This is a genomic window from Yoonia sp. BS5-3, assembly GCF_038069655.2.
GTDB lineage: Bacteria > Pseudomonadota > Alphaproteobacteria > Rhodobacterales > Rhodobacteraceae > Yoonia > Yoonia phaeophyticola.
Genome location: NZ_CP150951.2, coordinates 1,549,311 through 1,566,555 on the forward strand (window position 1 = coordinate 1,549,311; position 17,245 = coordinate 1,566,555).

The 17,245-nt window shown below is 57.8% G+C and carries 17 protein-coding genes; 11 read left to right on the forward strand and 6 right to left on the reverse strand.

What is annotated here, in order from left to right; all coding sequences use genetic code 11:
* Positions 1–38: 38 nt before the first annotated feature.
* On the reverse strand, positions 39–755 hold the full coding sequence (locus AABB29_RS07900; RefSeq protein ID WP_341367455.1) for a hypothetical protein: 717 nt from the start codon (positions 753–755) through the stop codon (positions 39–41).
* 120 nt (positions 756–875) lie between these two features.
* Here AABB29_RS07900 and AABB29_RS07905 point away from each other — a divergent pair, with 120 nt between their 5' ends.
* Entirely contained in the window at positions 876–1,226 is a 351-nt protein-coding gene (locus AABB29_RS07905) for an H-type lectin domain-containing protein (RefSeq protein ID WP_373636866.1), read from the forward strand.
* Between the two features lie 115 nt (positions 1,227–1,341).
* Entirely contained in the window at positions 1,342–1,953 is a 612-nt protein-coding gene (locus tag AABB29_RS07910; protein WP_341367454.1) for a hypothetical protein, read from the forward strand.
* A gap of 25 nt (positions 1,954–1,978) precedes the next feature.
* Here AABB29_RS07910 and AABB29_RS07915 read toward each other — a convergent pair whose 3' ends face one another.
* The gene (locus AABB29_RS07915) at positions 1,979–2,998 is read right to left on the reverse strand and encodes a ribose-phosphate pyrophosphokinase (protein ID WP_341367453.1); all 1,020 of its coding nucleotides are present in this window, start codon (positions 2,996–2,998) and stop codon (positions 1,979–1,981) included.
* Positions 2,999–3,110: 112 nt separating this feature from the next.
* On the opposite strand from AABB29_RS07915, the gene AABB29_RS07920 reads away from it, so the two are divergent.
* On the forward strand, positions 3,111–3,707 hold the full coding sequence (locus AABB29_RS07920; protein WP_341367452.1) for a 2-hydroxychromene-2-carboxylate isomerase: 597 nt from the start codon (positions 3,111–3,113) through the stop codon (positions 3,705–3,707).
* Positions 3,707–4,486, forward strand: a complete 780-nt coding sequence (locus tag AABB29_RS07925) for an alpha/beta hydrolase (RefSeq protein WP_341367451.1) — start codon at positions 3,707–3,709, stop codon at positions 4,484–4,486. The genes AABB29_RS07920 and AABB29_RS07925 overlap by 1 nt, the downstream gene beginning before the upstream one ends.
* Positions 4,487–4,578: 92 nt before the next feature.
* Here AABB29_RS07925 and AABB29_RS07930 read toward each other — a convergent pair whose 3' ends face one another.
* Entirely contained in the window at positions 4,579–5,568 is a 990-nt protein-coding gene (locus AABB29_RS07930) for a TIGR01620 family protein (RefSeq protein WP_341367450.1), read from the reverse strand.
* On the reverse strand, positions 5,565–6,977 hold the full coding sequence (locus AABB29_RS07935; protein WP_341367449.1) for a YcjX family protein: 1,413 nt from the start codon (positions 6,975–6,977) through the stop codon (positions 5,565–5,567). Before AABB29_RS07935 ends, AABB29_RS07930 begins: the two co-directional genes overlap by 4 nt.
* Positions 6,978–7,072: 95 nt before the next feature.
* Here AABB29_RS07935 and truA point away from each other — a divergent pair, with 95 nt between their 5' ends.
* From truA to AABB29_RS07965, 6 genes are all read left to right on the forward strand, one after another.
* Positions 7,073–7,849 carry a tRNA pseudouridine(38-40) synthase TruA gene (truA, locus tag AABB29_RS07940; RefSeq protein WP_341367448.1) on the forward strand — a complete coding sequence of 259 codons (777 nt, stop codon included), beginning with the start codon at positions 7,073–7,075 and terminating at the stop codon, positions 7,847–7,849.
* A gap of 259 nt (positions 7,850–8,108) precedes the next feature.
* Positions 8,109–9,743, forward strand: a complete 1,635-nt coding sequence (locus tag AABB29_RS07945; RefSeq protein WP_341367447.1) for a peptide ABC transporter substrate-binding protein — start codon at positions 8,109–8,111, stop codon at positions 9,741–9,743.
* 71 nt (positions 9,744–9,814) lie between these two features.
* On the forward strand, positions 9,815–10,738 hold the full coding sequence (oppB, locus tag AABB29_RS07950) for an oligopeptide ABC transporter permease OppB (protein WP_341367446.1): 924 nt from the start codon (positions 9,815–9,817) through the stop codon (positions 10,736–10,738).
* Positions 10,739–10,750: 12 nt separating this feature from the next.
* Positions 10,751–11,677 carry an ABC transporter permease subunit gene (locus AABB29_RS07955; protein ID WP_341367445.1) on the forward strand — a complete coding sequence of 309 codons (927 nt, stop codon included), beginning with the start codon at positions 10,751–10,753 and terminating at the stop codon, positions 11,675–11,677.
* A gap of 2 nt (positions 11,678–11,679) precedes the next feature.
* The gene (locus AABB29_RS07960; protein WP_341367444.1) at positions 11,680–12,645 is read left to right on the forward strand and encodes an oligopeptide/dipeptide ABC transporter ATP-binding protein; all 966 of its coding nucleotides are present in this window, start codon (positions 11,680–11,682) and stop codon (positions 12,643–12,645) included.
* Positions 12,645–13,652: an oligopeptide/dipeptide ABC transporter ATP-binding protein gene (locus AABB29_RS07965; protein ID WP_341367443.1), complete on the forward strand. Its 1,008-nt coding sequence runs from the start codon at positions 12,645–12,647 to the stop codon at positions 13,650–13,652. The genes AABB29_RS07960 and AABB29_RS07965 overlap by 1 nt, the downstream gene beginning before the upstream one ends.
* A 58-nt stretch (positions 13,653–13,710) precedes the next feature.
* Here the strand turns inward: AABB29_RS07965 and AABB29_RS07970 are convergent, their stop codons facing one another.
* A complete protein-coding gene (locus AABB29_RS07970; protein WP_341367442.1) occupies positions 13,711–15,633 on the reverse strand; it encodes an EAL domain-containing protein in 1,923 nt (640 codons plus the stop codon).
* 48 nt (positions 15,634–15,681) lie between these two features.
* Entirely contained in the window at positions 15,682–16,968 is a 1,287-nt protein-coding gene (locus tag AABB29_RS07975; protein WP_341367441.1) for an RsmB/NOP family class I SAM-dependent RNA methyltransferase, read from the reverse strand.
* Between the two features lie 69 nt (positions 16,969–17,037).
* Between AABB29_RS07975 and AABB29_RS07980 the strand changes: the two genes are divergently transcribed.
* On the forward strand, positions 17,038–17,214 hold the full coding sequence (locus AABB29_RS07980; protein ID WP_341367440.1) for a DUF1674 domain-containing protein: 177 nt from the start codon (positions 17,038–17,040) through the stop codon (positions 17,212–17,214).
* Positions 17,215–17,245: the final 31 nt, after the last annotated feature.

Below are 17,245 nucleotides of genomic sequence, written 5' to 3' on the forward strand. Positions count from 1 at the left end.
CGATCTTTTCGAAAAGCCCCGGCATCGTCCGGGGTTTTTTATGGAACGGCGACGACCGAAACTGTAGCGATGCCAATTGTGGCGGCAGCCCCATCAATGGTTGCGTCAATATCGCCATGCACCCCGGTGTTACTACCAAGCGCATAAAGCCCATCAGCGTTCGTACCATTGAAGCCGCCGACCAGATTTCCATCCACCGCAAACAGGTTCAGCCCGTTATCAAGCGTGCCCGAAATGTCGAAATCAACATCAGCACTGCCGTCGGTCCCGGCAAAGATATCGCCATTATCAATCGTGATCGTTCCCTCGTAATGGGCGACTTGTGTCGTGTCATATTCATCAATGGCGACGCCCATGAAATCTGTGGCCGACCCACTGAGCGTTGCACTGGCAAAGCTTGCTTGGACGGTCGCGGCGCCGATGACATTGGCAGACACTGTGGCGTTGCCGACAATCAGATTCATATATCCTTCATAGGTCACAGTACCGGTTGTTGGCAGCGGCGTTCCGCCACCCGCGACCGCGGCGCTGCGCACCGTTGGAAAATCCGTATTGACGATGTCGTAATAGGCCGCGCTTTCCGCGGCCGTGGCGACATTCAGATCACTGGGTAGATCAATCGGATCAGGATCCGTCCCGCCGCCACCGCCGCCGCCAATCGGGTCATCATCCCCCGCTGATGAACCGCCACTGCAGCCTGAAACAGCCGATAAAGCCACGCCAAGAACGCCCGCATAGATTGGAAAATATGACATTTCAGGCAACCAACTGTTTTCCGCGTTGGGTTAATGAGTTATCAGGGAGTGGTTAATCAAAACTTATTTTGTAAGAGGTTACTCATTGGCTTTGGGGGCCTGAGGATAAACAAGATACGCATGCGTAAATTAAACAGTGGCATCGTTGGCATTGATCAGGGCGATGTCGTTCTGTTTTCTGATTTCGAAGATGATGGGCAGATGTGGCGCGGCGAGGGGCCGCGCATGTCGCGCGCGCCGGTCCGGTTTTCCGAACCCTTTGTAACCCCCCCTGTGGTTCAGGTGTCTATCTCGATGTGGGACATTTCGAACAACACCAACACCCGCGCCGACGTACAGGCGGAAAACATCACGATTGAAGGTTTTGAGATCGTCTTTCGGACCTGGGCGGATACACAAGTCGCCCGGGTCAGGGTCGCCTGGACATCCTTCGGTGAGCTGCCAAATGACGACGGGTGGGAGCTGTACTAGGCTCGCGAGTATCAATTAACTATTTGACAAAAAACTAATATTCGATGGAATTGCATTGAGACTGCGTGTTAACGTAAGGTAAGGCTCTAGTTCATTTGTTTACGAGGAGAATATCATGCATCCATTTAAAATCATCGTACCCGCGATCTGCTGTCTGTTCGGCCATTCTGCCGCTGCTGATGGGGTCTATTATGGCGGCGGACTTTTTTACACCGACGCAACTTCCCTTAACGAGCCGGACGGAACCGCAGAAAGCGCCGATAGTTATTTCGGTGTGAGCGGAACCGTCGGTTATCGGTGGGATCAGCCAACCTCGTTTTTCGGTGCCGAGGCGGATATAGATTTGCCAATTGGCAGCGATTTCGAAGCGAATGGCGCCAGTTGTGAGGACAGCGCGACTGACCCATATTATTGCACACATAACGCAACGATCCGCCTTCGCGGGCTCGCAGGCATACCTGTGGGTAACTTCGAAGGTTTCGCATCAGCTGGTTTCACTATTATGACGGGCGACGGTGCAGTCTCTCCTAATGAGCAAGATACAGGCGTAAATACCGGGTTTACCGTCGGCGTCGGTCTGCAGCAAGATCTTGGCGGCAACACGCTGCGATATGAACTGATTTACGACAATGCCGAAAACACGACGACAAAACCGACAAATGGAACTTTAGAATATGAACCCACTTTTGAGGCGCTGACTGCGAAAGTAACCTTCCTTTTTTATTGACCGCGATTGTTATGCGGTCGGGGGCTTACTCGGCCGCATAAAGCCCTTCATAGATCGGCCCCAAGGTCTTGTGATCAAACAGCGATGACACGGATGTTCCGTTCCACGTGTTCAGGATCGCTTGGGCAAACATGGGGGCCGTCGGGACAATCCGGATATTTTTGCAGTTTTTGACCGGTTCAGTCGCTTGGATCGTGTCGGTGATGACAAGGCTTTCCATGACCGAATTTGATACCCGTTCCACAGCGGGGCCGGACAGAACGCCGTGTGTGATATAGGCGTGCACCTCTTTCGCGCCGTTTTCCATCAGCACTTCGGCGGCCTTGCACAATGTCCCGGCCGTATCCACAATGTCATCAACGATCACGCAGACCTTGTCTTGCACGTCCCCGATCACAGTCATTTCCGCCACTTCGCCGGGTTTGCCGCGCCGTTTGTCGACGATTGACAGGGGTGCATTGATCCGTTGCGCCAGATCGCGGGCACGGGCCACACCACCCACATCGGGCGAGACAACCATCACTTGATCCATCCGCCCCCGGAAATTATGCATCGCATCCAGCGCGTAAATGGGCGAGGCATAAAGGTTATCGACCGGGATATCGAAAAAACCCTGGATCTGCGTGGCGTGCAAATCCAGGGTCAAAACGCGTTCGATGCCTGATTCAACGATCATATTCGACACCAGCTTGGCCGTGATCGGGGTGCGGGCCTTGGACCGGCGATCCTGACGGGCATAACCGAAATAAGGGATCACGGCTGTGATCCGGGCCGCAGATGACCGGCGCAGCGCGTCGGCGATGATCAGCAGCTCCATCAGATTGTCATTGGCCGGGTTCGAGGTGGGCTGGACGACATACATGTCCTCGCCGCGAACATTTTCGAACACTTCGACGAAAATCTCGCCATCGTTGAACCGCTCCACCCGGGCATCACATAGCCCGACTTCCATACCGCGATGCATGGACATGCGACGGGCGACGGCTTTCGCTAGGGGCTGGTTTGCATTTCCGGAAATCAGCTTTGGCTCGATCATGGTAGGCATTTGGGGGGTCCTCTGGCAGAAGGCCGGTCGGTGTAACAGATTCGTGGCGTTGACACCTGCTAGCACAGGGTTACCGTCCCGCAAAGAATTCAGCAGCCCCAAGAGGTCCAAAATGGCACATATCGACTACTACTTTGCAACACTCTCGCCCTTCACTTATCTCAGCGGCACCCGTCCCGCAGAGGTTGCAAAGAAACATGGCGCGACGATCGCCTATAAGCCGTTGGATATCATGGCGCTGTTCGCGCGCACTGGTGGCACGCCCCCGAAGGACCGCCACCCGAACCGTCAGGCCTATCGTTTGCAGGACATGGCCCGCCGGTCCAAGCTCTTGGGTGCGCCTCTGAACCTGAAACCGGCGTTTTGGCCCACGAATGGGGCGCCCTCATCCTATGCGATCATCGCGGCGCAGAATACAGGCGGCGATGTTGCCGCGTTGGTCAAGGCATTCGGGGCCGCCTGCTGGGCGGATGAGCGTGATATCAGCCAAGATGACGTCGTCCGCGATTGTCTGGAAAAGACCGGCTTTGATCCGGCTTTGGCTGACAAAGACATGATGACCAGCGCCGATACTTTCGCCAAAAATCTTGAAGATGCGGTCAGTGCCGGGGCCTTCGGCGCACCGTTCTTTATTACCGACACAGGCGAATGTTTCTGGGGTGAAGACCGGATTGATGATCTGGACGCTTATCTGGCGGGCAACATCTGATGTTGCAAATCGCAGGCCACCATATCCATACAGCCACGGTAGGGGATGGCGCGCCTGCGGTCATGATCCATTGTGCCTTGTCCCGCCACGAATCTCTGTTGCCGCTGGCGATGGCGATTGGCGGGCAGGTCACGCTTTTTGATATGCCCGGCCATGGTCAAAGCGCCGATTGGGATGGGAAAGAAGACTATCAGCAGCTGGTGACAAAGGCGGCAGCTGCATGTTGCGACGGTCCCACCCATGTGATTGGGCATTCGTTCGGGGCGACGGCCGCGCTGCGCTTAGCGGTAGAGCACCCTGATCTGGTCAGCCGCCTGACCTTGATTGAGCCAGTCTATTTCGCCGCCGCCAAAGGAACCGAGGCGCATACCGCCCATATCAGGGCCTTTCAGCCCTTTGTTGGCGCGATGCTGACAGGTGACGAAGAACGTGCCACACAAATCTTCAGCGACATGTGGGGCGATACAATGTGGGATCAGATCCCACCGGTTTTGCGGCGTTATCTGATTGATCGGATCCATCTGATCGTCGCTGCCGGGGCCGCGATCGAAGAAGACGCAGATGGGATCACATCGCCCGCGCGTTTGGGAAATGTGAACATTCCGGTCACGCTGATCCGGGGCGGCCAAACGCAACCGGTGATCGGGGCAATTCACGCGGCGTTGCAAGACCGTATCAAGGGCGCGCAGGATCACGTTGTGCCCGCGGCCACACATATGGCCCCGATTGGTCATGCGAAAGACGTGGCTAAGATCATGCGCGCTGCATCCGATCAGTAACGGTGTGGCCTAGGATTAGGACCCGAACCATCATCAGCAAGAACCTGATAGGGCCCTGACCCTGGAAGGTGCGAACAGTTCGGCCGGGCCGATCAATTCCCGCCAAAAAGCCCGGTTAGCGCGCGCCTGACCAATGCGGTGACCGACGGGCGCTTTTGGGCGTGAAAGGGCAGGGGGCGGCAGACCTCGATGGCGGCGACGCCCACCCTTGCGGTCAATGCGCCGTTCACAACCCCTTCGCCAAACCGACGTGAAACCTTGGACAGCACCCCGCCGCCTGCGACAGAGCCAATCAGATCATCGCCAACGGCAACCGCGCCTGTGGCCACCAGATGGGTCAAGACCGACCGGGTCAACCGCCAACTGCCAAGCGTGCCGGCCCGCCCGCCATAGATCTCGGCGACCCGGCGGATCATGCGCAGATTGGCGGTCAGGGCGGTGAACAGATCGGCCAGCGCCAGCGGGACAATCGCAGTCACGGTTGCGACCTGCCGGGCTGCGGCTTCAACCTCGCGTTGGGCGCGCTCATCCAGTGGGATCAAAAGGCTGGTCTCGGCCAGTCCGATCAGCCCGTCCGCATCCAGAACCTCGGTGCTGCGCGATGCCAATTCAGACCGACCCCAGGATGTGTCCTCACGGCCGCGATAAAGCTTATCCAGGGCGCTGATCACCTGGCGGGCGGCTTGCAGATCACTATTGGCCAGGGCTGTTGCCGCGTCATGTTGGATCTGATCAAGCCGGCGCAATCGTCCAAAGGCGGCCAGTTCGCGCAGCGCCACAATCAGCAGGATGGCCATCAGCACAGCGATCAAAACGGTCGCGATCCCGCCCAGTAACGGTGCGCGGGCCAGCAAGCCGGTCACATAGTCCCAGGCAGCGAGCGAGACGATAAAACCGGTCAGCGTCAGGGCCACAGACCAAAACCAGCGGGCCAGCCGCGATGGCCTACGGGCGGCCAGCGCCGCGACCTGCTGCATTGCGGCCGCCCGGGGTGCCTCGGCCAGGTCTGGAACCGCCGGGGCCAATTCGGGCTTGGCCGCTTCGCTGTCTTCCAGATCGATCAATACAGGCCCGTTTGTCATAACCGGTCCCCCAGCAGAAATTGCGCAGCTTTGTCCAACCGAATATGCGGCGGCCCATCGCCGGGGCGCAGGGTCAGCGGGGCGGGGGCGAAATTCATGATGCTGTAATCGGCATCCAGCCAAGTCTCAGACCCGTCGCGGGCAGGGGCAAGCAAATGCGCAGGATCACTGGGCAGCTTGCCGGGGTAAAATGCAGCCTGTTTGCCATTTTCCAGCAGGCGCCCCCGGACGACATCAAGCGGGCCGTCGCGATGATCAACGGTTTCTTCGACCGTGGTGCGCAGGGCGGCGATGGACATGGCTGCGGTTTTGGCTCCGGCGAAATCGGCCCGGTCTTTGGCTTCACGCAGCAGGGCTTGGGTGATCGCCGTCAGTTGCGGGTGTTGGCTGTGATGCAAATGGTCGGCTTTGGTGGCGGCAAACAGGATTTTCTCAACCCGGCGTCCCTGAAAGATGCGCGTCAGAAAGGCGTTCTTGCCAGGGCGAAAAGCGCCAAGGATGCGGGCCATGGCGCTGCGCAGATCTTCAAGCGCGGCTGGGCCCGCATGGATCGCACCCAAGACGTCAATCAACACGATCTGCCGGTCGATCCGGGCAAAGTGATCCCGAAAGAAGGGCCGGATGATATTGCGCTTATAGCTTTCAAAGCGGCGCTCAAATTCACGGCCAAGCGTGCCGCGCGGGTACTTGCCCGGCAGTAGCGGGGCAAATGTCAGCACAGGCGATCCGGCCAGATCGCCGGGCAGCAGAAACCGGCCGGGTGAGCAGTCTGAGAAACCGGCCTCGCGGGCGGCTTGAAGATGGGCGGTGAAGGCTGTGGCCAGGTTTTGGGCAGCAGGCTCATCCAGCTTGGCATTGGGGTCTGTTTCCTGGGCCAGGGCGATATAGGCATCGCCGCCAGGCCGCCCAGCGGCCCGGGACAGTGCGGCAGCGGACCATGCGGTATAGGTTTGATCCAGCAGCCCCAGATCCAGCAGCCATTCGCCGGGATAATCGATGATATCGATATGCACAGTGCGCGGGCCGGAAAACCCACCAATCAGCCCGCGCGGTTGCACCCGCAAGGACAGGCGCAGTTCACTTATTTGGCGGGTGCCATCAGGCCAGCTGGGCGCGGGCGCGGTCAGGCGGGCCAGATGCGTCTCATAGTTAAAACGGGGGATCGTGTCATTGGGCTGCGGCTGCAAATAGGCGGTCTGGATATTGCCATTGGCCGCAGCGGCCAGCTGGGGCATGCGCCCGCGATCCATCAGGTTGGCGATTAGCGAGGTGATAAACACCGTTTTGCCAGCCCGCGAAAGACCGGTGACACCCAGGCGGATCACAGGTTCGCTGAAAGGGGCGGTCACTGTATCGCTGACCCCCTCGACCGTGCGTATGATCTGGTCGGCTATTGTTCCGATTACCAAAACAGGCCCCCTTGCTGACTTTGGATGAAGATAGGGCCGGGGACGGCGGATGTGTAGGGATTGATTTTGCGCCATGCTCCCCCTAATCGGTGCGCATGCCCCGTTTTGCCCTTCTTGTCGAATACCATGGTGCGCCCTTTGCCGGTTGGCAGCGGCAGAATGACCAGCCGTCAGTGCAAGGCGCGATCGAAGCGGCCTTGGCCAAGCTAGAGCCGGGCGAACATACAATCGCGGCAGCGGGCCGGACGGATGCGGGCGTTCACGCAAAAGGGCAGGTGGCTCATTGCGATCTGACCAAAGATTGGGATCCGTTCCGGCTGTCAGAGGCGCTGAACTACCATCTTAAACCGCATCCGGTGGCGATCTTGAATTGCGCGCGGGTGGGCGATGACTGGCATGCGCGGTTTGATGCGACCCAGCGCCGGTATTTGTTTCGGTTGATCTCTCGCCGTGCGCCGCTGACATCCGAGGCAGGGCAGATGTGGCGGGTGAACCACGTGCTGGATGCTGCCGCAATGCAGGCCGGGGCCGATCAACTGATCGGGGCGCATGATTTCACGACCTTTCGGTCCTCGATTTGTCAGGCGAAAAGCCCTGAAAAGACGCTGGATGTGCTGACAGTGTCCGAAATCCAGCGGCCCGATGGGGTCGAATACCAATTCGACGTGCAGGCGCGCTCTTTTTTGCACAATCAGGTGCGCAGCTTTGTTGGCACGCTTGAGCGGGTCGGGGCAGGCGCCTGGCGCCCCGATGACGTCGGGGCGGCGCTTGCGGCCAAAGACCGGGCGGCTTGCGGGCCTGTTTGTCCGCCGCAGGGGCTGTATCTGGCCGAAGTGACCTACCCGGATGATCCCTTCGCGGCCAAGGCCTAAGACGCGTCGGACTTTGTCGAATCGCGCAGCGGTCGCGCCGGGCGCAGAGCACAAATATTTCGGATGTGCCGCCGATTTTATCGACATCTTGCGCGACGCAGGCAAAAACTTGCAGGGAAATATTGTTCCGTAGCGTTAACGTTCGATTAATCTTGCCAATCCGCAAAACAGGGCGAAGGATAATGACATCTGCGCAACCTAAGCGCAAAGCCATCAAATGATTGCATCGCCAAAAGATGCAACGAACAGGGAGATAGCCATGACATTGAAAACCAAGCTACTTGCGACGACCTCAGCCTTGCTGATTGCCTCATCCGGGGCGATTTGGGCCGATGGGCACGCCACACATCCCGAAACCGGCGAAACGCTGGCATCGGATCAGACCTTCACCTATCGCGATCTGGACGAAAGCCCGTCCATCGATCCGGGTATGGCCGAAGACAGCGCAGGTGGGGATATCATTCGCGACCTTTTTGAAGGTCTGTATAACCACGATTCAGCAGGTAATCTGGTGCCCGGGGTGGCGCTTAGCCATACGGTTAGCGACGATAACCTAGTGTACACTTTCACGCTGCGGGACGATGCCAAATGGTCAAATGGCGATCCGGTCACGGCGGCGGATTTTGAATATGGGTGGAAGCGGGCAGCATCGCCCGAGCTGGGCTCGCCCTATAGCTGGTATATCGAACTGACGACGGTTGAAAACGCAGCCGAGGTTCTGGCCGGTGACATGGACCCGTCCGCGCTGGGTATCACGGCGATTGATGACACCACGCTGGAAATCCGGTTGACACAGCCGCTGCCCTATTTCCCGGATATGACAACCCACTATACGCTTTTCCCAGTACATCAGGCCACGGTCGAAGCTTTCGGCAGCGAATGGACGAAACCTGAAAATATGGTCTCGAACGGTGCCTATGTCCTGACCGAGCATGTGCCGCAAGAACGGCTGGTCCGCGAACGCAATGAAATGTACTGGGACAACGAAAATACGATCATCGAAAAGACAGTGTCACTTGTGATCCCTGATGAGAACGTGGCTTTGACACGCTTTTTGGCCGGTGAACTAGACCGGACCCATGTACCCGCAGGACAGTACCCAAGACTTGAAAGCGAATATCCAGACGACATCATGTCCGTGCCAGAGGCATGTTCCTACTATTACACGATCAACCTGACAGATACGGCCAACCCCGCCTTGCTTGATCCCAAAGTACGCCAGGCGCTGTCGCTAGCGGTCAACCGCGACGTGATCGTCAATAACGTACTGGCAGGTGGCCAGGTCGCGGCCTACACCTTTACGCATTGGGCGACAGCCGGGTTTGAAACCCCCGAAACACCCATTTCCACGATGGAGCAATCCGCCCGTGACGAGATGGCCAAAGAACTGATGGCCGAGGCGGGCTATGGCCCCGACAATCCATTGTCGGTGAACCTGATCTTCAACACCTCCGAAGCGCACCGGTCGGTCGCGATTGCGATCACGCAGATGTGGCAGCAGACCTTGGGTGTGCAGACGGAACTGGCCAATCAGGAATGGCAGACTTTCCTCGAAACACGGGGCAACCAGGACTATGAAATCGCCCGCGCAGGCTGGTGCGCCGATTATAATGAGGCATCGACCTTCCTTGATCTGATGGATTCAGGTTCTGGCTACAACGATGCTAAATACAACAACCCCGACGTTGACGCGTTGCTAGCCGAGGCCAAGACAGCCGCTGATCCACAAGCGGCTTACACCCAGGTTGAGCAAATCATCAGCCAGGATGTGCCAATCATCCCGATCTATCACTATGCGGCGGCCTATATGCTCGACAATGAGGTCGAGGGCTGGCCCTACGAGAACTTCCAACAGAAATGGTATTCACGCGAGCTGTATAAAGTCGCTGAATAATCACATCGCGTGATAAACCGCGCCCGATCCTTTTGGGCGCGGTTTTCCCATTCTGTTTGGACCCCTGACACATGCTAAGCTTTGTGATCCGCCGCCTTGCCGTGGCCATCCCGACCCTTTTGATATTGGTCGTCCTGTCCTTCATCCTGATGTATGCAGCCCCCGGCGGGCCGTTCAATTCCGAACGCCCCCTGCCGCCCGAAGTGCTGGCCAATATCGAGGCGAAATACGGGCTGGACCAACCGTTCTGGAAGCAAATTGTGAACTACGTGGTCGGCGTTGTGACCCAGTTCGACTTTGGCCCGTCCTTTCAATACAAGGATCGCAGCGTCAATGACGTGATCGCCCAAGGCTTTCCGGTCACACTGACCTATGGGTTCTGGTCATTTGTGGTGGCCGTCACGGTTGGGGTGTCCTTGGGGGTGGCGGCGGCGATCAAACAGAACTCATGGCTTGATTACCTTGCGGTTGGGGCGTCAATCGGGGCGCAGGTGCTGCCTAATTTCGTGATGGCGCCGATCCTTTTGTTGATCTTTACGCTGTGGCTTGGGTGGCTGCCGGGGGGCGGCTGGAATGGGGGGCAATGGCAGTTCCTGATCATGCCGGTGATTGCGCTGTCCACATCCTACATGGCCTCGATCGCGCGGATCACGCGGTCTTCGATGCTTGAGGTGCTGAACACCAATTTCATTCGGACCGCACGGGCCAAAGGGCTGCCGATGCGCCGGGTAATCTGGCGACATGCGATGAAACCAGCCATGCTGCCGGTGCTGTCCTATCTGGGGCCAGCCTTTGTGGGAATGATCACCGGGTCGGTGATCATTGATGTCTTTTTCTCAACAGGCGGGATCGGGCAGTTCTTTGTGAACTCGGCGTTTAACCGCGACTATTCGGTCATCATGGGGATCACCATCCTGGTGGGGACCCTGACGATCCTGTTCAACCTTGTGGTCGATATCCTCTACGCCTGGATCGACCCCAAAATCCGCTATTAAGGGGGCTGTCTGATGTTTCCCAATAAAGCCGCAGTTGAAGGCGTGGGCGACGCGATGCAATTGGCCGAGGTCAAGGGCCGCTCGCTTTGGGCGGATGCGCGGGCGCGGTTCTTTCGGAACAAGGCCGCCGTGGTGTCGCTGATCTGCCTGGGCCTTATCGCCGCCTTCGCCTTGTTTGGCGGGGCGATCGCGCAATATGAAAATGACTATGTCGATTTTTCACTGATCGGCAGCAACGCCTATCTGGGCGTGCCATCCATTGAAACGGGGCATTATTTCGGAACCGACAGCAACGGGCGCGATCTATATGCGCGCACGGTGCAGGGGACGGGCATTTCGCTGATGGTTGGTGTCGTTGGGGCGCTGGTCGCTGTGATCGTCGGCACGCTCTACGGGGCCAGCGCCGGCTATTTTGGCGGGCGTGTTGATGGGATCATGATGCGGACGGTGGACGTGCTGATGTCGATCCCATTCATGTTTGTCCTGATCCTGATGCTGGTGATCTTCGGGCGATCCATTTTCATGCTGTTTTTGGGGATCGGGTTGATTTCCTGGCTTGATATGGCGCGGATTGCGCGGGGGCAGACGCTGACGATCAAAAACAAGGAATTTGTTGAGGTCGCCGTCGCCACGGGTGTGCATCCAATCCGCATTATTCTGCGGCATATCGTGCCGAACCTGCTGGGAATTGTGATCGTCTATGCCACGCTTTTGGTGCCGAACATGATCATCTTCGAAAGCTTCATCAGCTTTCTGGGGCTTGGCGTGCAGGAACCGGCAACCTCGCTGGGGGCGCTGATCAACGAAGGGTCACGCAATATGCAATTTGGCTATCATTGGCAGATCGCCTTCCCGTTATTCTTTTTCGTCGTCACCATCTTCGCCTTCTTCTTTGTTGGCGATGGGCTGCGTGACGCGCTTGACCCAAAGGATCGTTAGAGATGAGCCTTTTGGAAATCGAAGACCTCTCGGTCACCTTCAACACCGCTGATGGGCCCGTGAATGCGGTCAATGGGGTCAGCTTTGCCATTGATAAGGGCGAGACCCTGGCGATCGTGGGCGAATCCGGGTCGGGCAAAAGCCAGACAGCCTTTGCCGCCATGGGGCTATTGGCCAAAAATGGGCGCGCGCAGGGTATCGCCCGCTTTGACGGCCAAGACCTGCTCAGCATGACACAGCGCCAGTTTAACAAGATCCGCAGCAAAGATATGGCGATGATCTTTCAGGATCCGATGACCTCACTGAACCCCTATTTGCGGGTCAGCGATCAGATGGCCGAGGTGCTGATGCTGCATCAGGGGCTCAGCAAATCTGCCGCAGTGGCCGAGGCGGTGCGCATGCTGGATGCGGTCCGCATCCCGGATGCGCAGGCGCGGGTGACGATGTTTCCGCATGAGTTTTCGGGCGGGATGCGCCAACGGATCATGATCGCGATGTCGCTACTCTGCCAGCCCCGGCTTTTGATCGCAGATGAGCCGACAACCGCGCTGGATGTCACCGTGCAGGCGCAGATCATGCAATTGCTTGCCGATATCCGGCGGGACTTTGGAACAGCGGTGATCCTGATCACGCATGACCTTGGCATCGTTGCCGGTTTTTGTGACCGCACCCTCGTGATGTATGGCGGCCAGATTATGGAAGAAGGCCGCACCGACGATATTTTCGCAACGCCTCAGCACCCCTATACCAGCGGTCTGCTCAAGGCTGTCCCGCGGCTGGACCGGGATGCAAAAACGCTCGCAACAATCGCGGGTGAACCGCCGGATATGTCCAGCTTGCCGCCAGGCTGTCCGTTCTCACCGCGTTGCGCGCAGGTTCTGGACCATTGCCCGGCCAAGCGCCCGGCGCTGGCTGCGGCAGGCGATCGGCGCCGCGCCTGCCATCTGCCAGCGCAAGAGGTGGCGTGATGTCAAATCTGCTTTCTGTTCGCGATCTGTCTGTCGCATTCGATATCCGCATGCCCGGCGCCTGGCCCTGGACAGCGCCGCGCAAGCTGCATGCGGTATCCGAAGTGTCGTTCGATTTAGAAGCCGGGCAATGCCTTGGAATTGTTGGCGAATCCGGGTCTGGAAAATCGACCTTGGCGCGGGCAATTGTCGGCACCATCCCGTCAACATCGGGGAATATCCTGTTTGAAGGCGCCGATCTGGCCAATATGGACCCGCGCCAACGGCGGGTGCATCGCCGTGATGTGCAGATGATTTTTCAAGACCCGCTGGCCGCGCTGAACCCGCGTATGACAGTGGGCGAGATCATCGCAGAGCCGCTGATCACCCATGAGCCCAATACACCCCGCAAAGAGGTCAAAAAGCGCGTTGCCGCGCTCATGGAACGGGTGGGCCTGCTGCCTAATCTGATCAACCGTTATCCGCATGAATTTTCTGGTGGGCAATGCCAGCGGATCGGGATCGCCCGCGCCCTGATCTTGCGCCCCAAGCTGCTGATCTGCGATGAGCCGGTATCGGCGCTTGATGTCTCCGTGCAGGCGCAAGTCATCAATTTGTTGATGGAATTACAACGGGATATGGGGTTATCGATGATCTTCATCGCCCATGACCTCAGCGTGGTAAAGCATATCAGTGACCGGATTTTGGTTCTGTATCTGGGACGCGTGATGGAAATGGCCGATAGCCAGGTGCTGACCACCGCGCCAGAGCATCCTTATAGTCAGGCGCTGATCGCCTCGGTGCCGATCCCTGACCCGGTGCTTGAGCGTGAACGCCCGCGTCCGATTTTGGAAGGTGAGCTACCCTCGCCGTTGAACCCGCCATCGGGCTGCGTTTTCCGAACGCGCTGCCCCAAAGCGAAACCATCCTGCGCGGAAAGGGTCCCCGTTTTTGACGATATTGGCGGCAGTCATCTGGTGGCCTGCCCCTATCATGCGGGGCAGCCTGATCTGGTCGCCGGCGAATAAAACACGCTGCAAGATCGCGTACGGAACCTGTACATACGCTGTACATACGCGCCTGTCCCTAGCCCGCAGCTTTGATATTGTCTGGCAGGGTATGCGCCGCGATAACGTCGGCCGGGCGCGCAAGGCCAAAGTGATAGCCTTGCAGCACATCGCAGCCCAAGACGGACAAAAGGTCGGCCTGGGCTGCGGTTTCGACACCTTCAGCGGTGATTTTCATCCCAAGTTTGCTGCCCAACAGCACGACGGTCTCAATGATTTCGCGTGACCGATCTGGATGATATTCCAACGCGGTGACAAAGGACCGATCAATCTTGAGCCGATCAAATCCGTATTTCCAAAGGTAGCTAAGGCTTGAGAATCCGGTGCCAAAATCATCCATCGCAAGCGCAATGCCCATGTCTTTGAGCGTGTCGATTTGCATCTCAACGCTTGTGCTATCTTCAAGCAAAAGAGATTCCGTAATCTCAAGTTCCAGATGACGCGCTGGGAAACCAGATGCGCGCAGCGCGTCTTTGACAATATTGATCAGCTCACCCGATTGGAACTGGACGGTTGAGATGTTGATCGCGAGCGTCCGGTCTTTGGCACAAAGGGCCATTGTTTGTGTCGCCGTATTGATGACCCAACGCCCAATGTCATCAATCAATCCCAGCTCTTCGGCCAAGGGAATAAAGATACTGGGCGGGATCGGTTCCCCCTTTTCATCGGATAAGCGTAGCAAAGCCTCATATCCGATAACCTCACCATCTTTTCCACCAACAAGTGGCTGATAATGGAGCTCAAAATCGCATTCCGCAGTTGCTTTCCGCAGCCTGGTTTCAAGCGCGTGCCGCTTGCGGCGTTCTTCGCCCATTTCCTTGCCGTAGACGGCAAAGTCATTCCGCCCGGACGCTTTGACATGGTAAAGTGCAGCATCCGCATTGCTGAGTATCTGATCAAGATCGTCGCCACTTCGCAAAGCTGCAACGCCGATGCTGACAGAGCCTTGCAGTCTGCTGGCCTCAATTTCGATTTCTGCGGCGCATTCGGCCAGAATACTGCGGATTTTTGGGATTGTTTCCCCGATTTCGGTATCGCGAAAGATGATGACGAATTCATCGCCACCAAGCCGCGCCAACAAATCCCCGTTCCGGCAGTTCTTCCGCAACACGTCTGATACATGTACCAGATAGCTGTCACCGCCTGCATGCCCGTGTTTGTCGTTGATACTTTTGAAATTATCGAGATCTATGAAACATAGAACGGAACTGTGATCAGTCTGTGCCAGTTCTGCGGCCTGAAACATGAATTCGCGTCTGTTTTGTAAGCCGGTGAGCGGGTCGAAACGCGCTAGAAATTCCGCGGTCTTTTCTGATCTTCGTGTCAAAATGCGCTGAAGCCAAAAGGCCACCATCGGGCCTGTAAAGACAATGGTAATAAAGCCAATCAACATCAGGCCAAATGTACGAAAACTGTCCTGAAAATAGGTCTGCTTCGCGGTTTGATTGACATAAACCTCAACAACGCCCACCACCTGCCCATTGTCGTCAGTCAATGGAATATATGCCTCGGCATAAAGATCGGGCCGATCCGGTTTGGCAGTGCCGTCAAAGACTTCGATAATTGGGATACCCGTTTGTGCGACCTGCATTGGTTCGGGATCTTCGATCGCAGCGATACCATCAGGATCGATGATATTGGTTTCGTCCGACACCAAAGACAGTCGGCCCTGCGCGTCAAATAGTTTGAAGCGAAATACATCACCGAGCACGCGAATTTTGCGGATCACTTCGCGTTGTTCTTCGTTCGGCAGGCCAGTTTGCACAAGCGTTGTCAAATCGGGAATGCTATCGACAGCATAATCGCCCCAATGATGGGCCTTATCCACCGCATCACGCGCGATCACCCGGTCCACGGCTGTATTGACGCTGAACCAAATGATCACCGCAATCAATGCGATGACAACGCCGCCAAAGGCCACAGCACGCAGGAAGAATTTCATCGCATTACCCCCAAAATCCCCTGCTGTATGGCGGCAATCGCCTAAGATTCAGTGAAAAGCGCTGGGGGGTTTGGTCAAAACGGCTAGATAGAACCCATCCATCCCACCCAGATCGGGCCAATAGTCAGGGCGCAGTCGCAAGCCGCCCTCTTCGGTCAGCCACTCAGGCGCAATGCCGGGGATGTTCAGCGCGTCCCGGTCTACGCGCAGATCGGGATGTCGCGCCAGCGCCTCTTCCACTTGCACTTCGCCCTCATCGGGCAGCAGCGAACAGGTACAGAAAACCAAACGCCCCCCGGGTTTGAGCAGGCCAAGCGCGTGGTCGATCATCACCTCTTGCTGTGCAATGAGCGCGCCAAATTCGGACCCGTCCTTGGCATAGGGCAAATCGGGATGCCGCCGGATGGTACCTGTGGCAGAACAGGGCGCGTCCAGCAGTACGGCATCAAAGCCTGTCGTCTCAAATGCGAAAGCATCGCTGACATGGGTCTGCGCCGTCAGCCCCACACGGGCAAGGTTTTCTGACACCCGCGCCATGCGCCGCGCGGACATATCAACCGCTGTGACGTCGGCGCCGCCTGCGGCCAGTTGCAGCGCTTTGCCGCCCGGTGCCGCGCAGAGGTCAAGTACCTTTAATCCGGTCACATCGCCCAGCACTTTGACCGGGATGGCCGCCGCCGCGTCTTGTACCCACCAATCACCCGTCTCGTAGCCGGGCAGCGCCGAAACCTGGCCCTGGGCCATCAACCTGACCGATCCCGTTGGCAGCACCGTGCCGCCCGTCGCTTTGGCCACAGCATCGGGGTCGGTCTTGGCGGTCAGATCAAGCGGAGCGCCCGCAAAATGCGCAGCCTCCATCCCTGCGACCGCCGCGCGGCCCCACGCCGCGACCAAGGGTTGACGCAGCCAGCCGGGGGTCAGCGGGACCGCACGTTTTTCCCAACCGGCCTGGCCCTCATCCGCGATTTTGCGCAGGACCGCATTGGTCAGCCCCTTCATGGCCTGGGTGCGTTTGTTGCGCCCGACGATTTCGACATAAGCATTCACAACGCCATGGGCCGCCTCGCCGCTGCACAGCTCAATCACGCCAAGGCGCAAGGCATTCATGACATGATCCGGCGGGGTCTTTTTCAGGTAAGGTTTCAGCATCCGATCCGCCCGGTCGAGGCCGCGCAAGGCCTCAGTCGCAAGGCGCTGAGCGCGGGCGCGATCCTCATTGGCAAGCTGGGTCAGGGCCCCGCCTGCAATCAACTCGTGCATCAAACGGCCCGCGCCGGTGATCTCCATCAGCAAATGATGGGCAGTGCGGCGGGCGGGCAGACCTGTTTGTTTCATGGCAAATCTCTTGAAGCTGGGTAGCAGGGCCGTATATCAAACCTGTAGCGCCGACAAGGAGAGCCCACCATGGCCGATGACCAAAAGGACGATCTACCGCCCGCCGCAAAGCGGGCCCTTGCTGAGGCTGAAGAGCGGCGCAAGGCGGCAAAAGAGGCCTTGCCGGTCGAACTGGGCGGGCGCGACGGACCTGAACCTGTGCGCTATGGCGATTGGGAAAAAAAGGGCCTGGCGATCGATTTCTAGTTAGGACGGTATTGCCGTACATACGCCTTAT

Bases quoted from the DNA above. Each gene is read 5' to 3' on its own strand.
- AABB29_RS07900 (WP_341367455.1), bottom strand. From the start codon at position 755: ATGTCATATTTTCCAATCTATGCGGGCGTTCTTGGCGTGGCTTTATCG.
- AABB29_RS07905 (WP_373636866.1), top strand. From the start codon at position 876: ATGCGTAAATTAAACAGTGGCATCGTTGGCATTGATCAGGGCGATGTC.
- AABB29_RS07910 (WP_341367454.1), top strand. From the start codon at position 1,342: ATGCATCCATTTAAAATCATCGTACCCGCGATCTGCTGTCTGTTCGGC.
- AABB29_RS07915 (WP_341367453.1), bottom strand. From the start codon at position 2,998: ATGCCTACCATGATCGAGCCAAAGCTGATTTCCGGAAATGCAAACCAG.
- AABB29_RS07920 (WP_341367452.1), top strand. From the start codon at position 3,111: ATGGCACATATCGACTACTACTTTGCAACACTCTCGCCCTTCACTTAT.
- AABB29_RS07925 (WP_341367451.1), top strand. From the start codon at position 3,707: ATGTTGCAAATCGCAGGCCACCATATCCATACAGCCACGGTAGGGGAT.
- AABB29_RS07930 (WP_341367450.1), bottom strand. From the start codon at position 5,568: ATGACAAACGGGCCTGTATTGATCGATCTGGAAGACAGCGAAGCGGCC.
- truA (WP_341367448.1), top strand. From the start codon at position 7,073: ATGCCCCGTTTTGCCCTTCTTGTCGAATACCATGGTGCGCCCTTTGCC.
- AABB29_RS07945 (WP_341367447.1), top strand. From the start codon at position 8,109: ATGACATTGAAAACCAAGCTACTTGCGACGACCTCAGCCTTGCTGATT.
- oppB (WP_341367446.1), top strand. From the start codon at position 9,815: ATGCTAAGCTTTGTGATCCGCCGCCTTGCCGTGGCCATCCCGACCCTT.
- AABB29_RS07955 (WP_341367445.1), top strand. From the start codon at position 10,751: ATGTTTCCCAATAAAGCCGCAGTTGAAGGCGTGGGCGACGCGATGCAA.
- AABB29_RS07960 (WP_341367444.1), top strand. From the start codon at position 11,680: ATGAGCCTTTTGGAAATCGAAGACCTCTCGGTCACCTTCAACACCGCT.
- AABB29_RS07965 (WP_341367443.1), top strand. From the start codon at position 12,645: ATGTCAAATCTGCTTTCTGTTCGCGATCTGTCTGTCGCATTCGATATC.
- AABB29_RS07970 (WP_341367442.1), bottom strand. From the start codon at position 15,633: ATGAAATTCTTCCTGCGTGCTGTGGCCTTTGGCGGCGTTGTCATCGCA.
- AABB29_RS07975 (WP_341367441.1), bottom strand. From the start codon at position 16,968: ATGAAACAAACAGGTCTGCCCGCCCGCCGCACTGCCCATCATTTGCTG.
- AABB29_RS07980 (WP_341367440.1), top strand. From the start codon at position 17,038: ATGGCCGATGACCAAAAGGACGATCTACCGCCCGCCGCAAAGCGGGCC.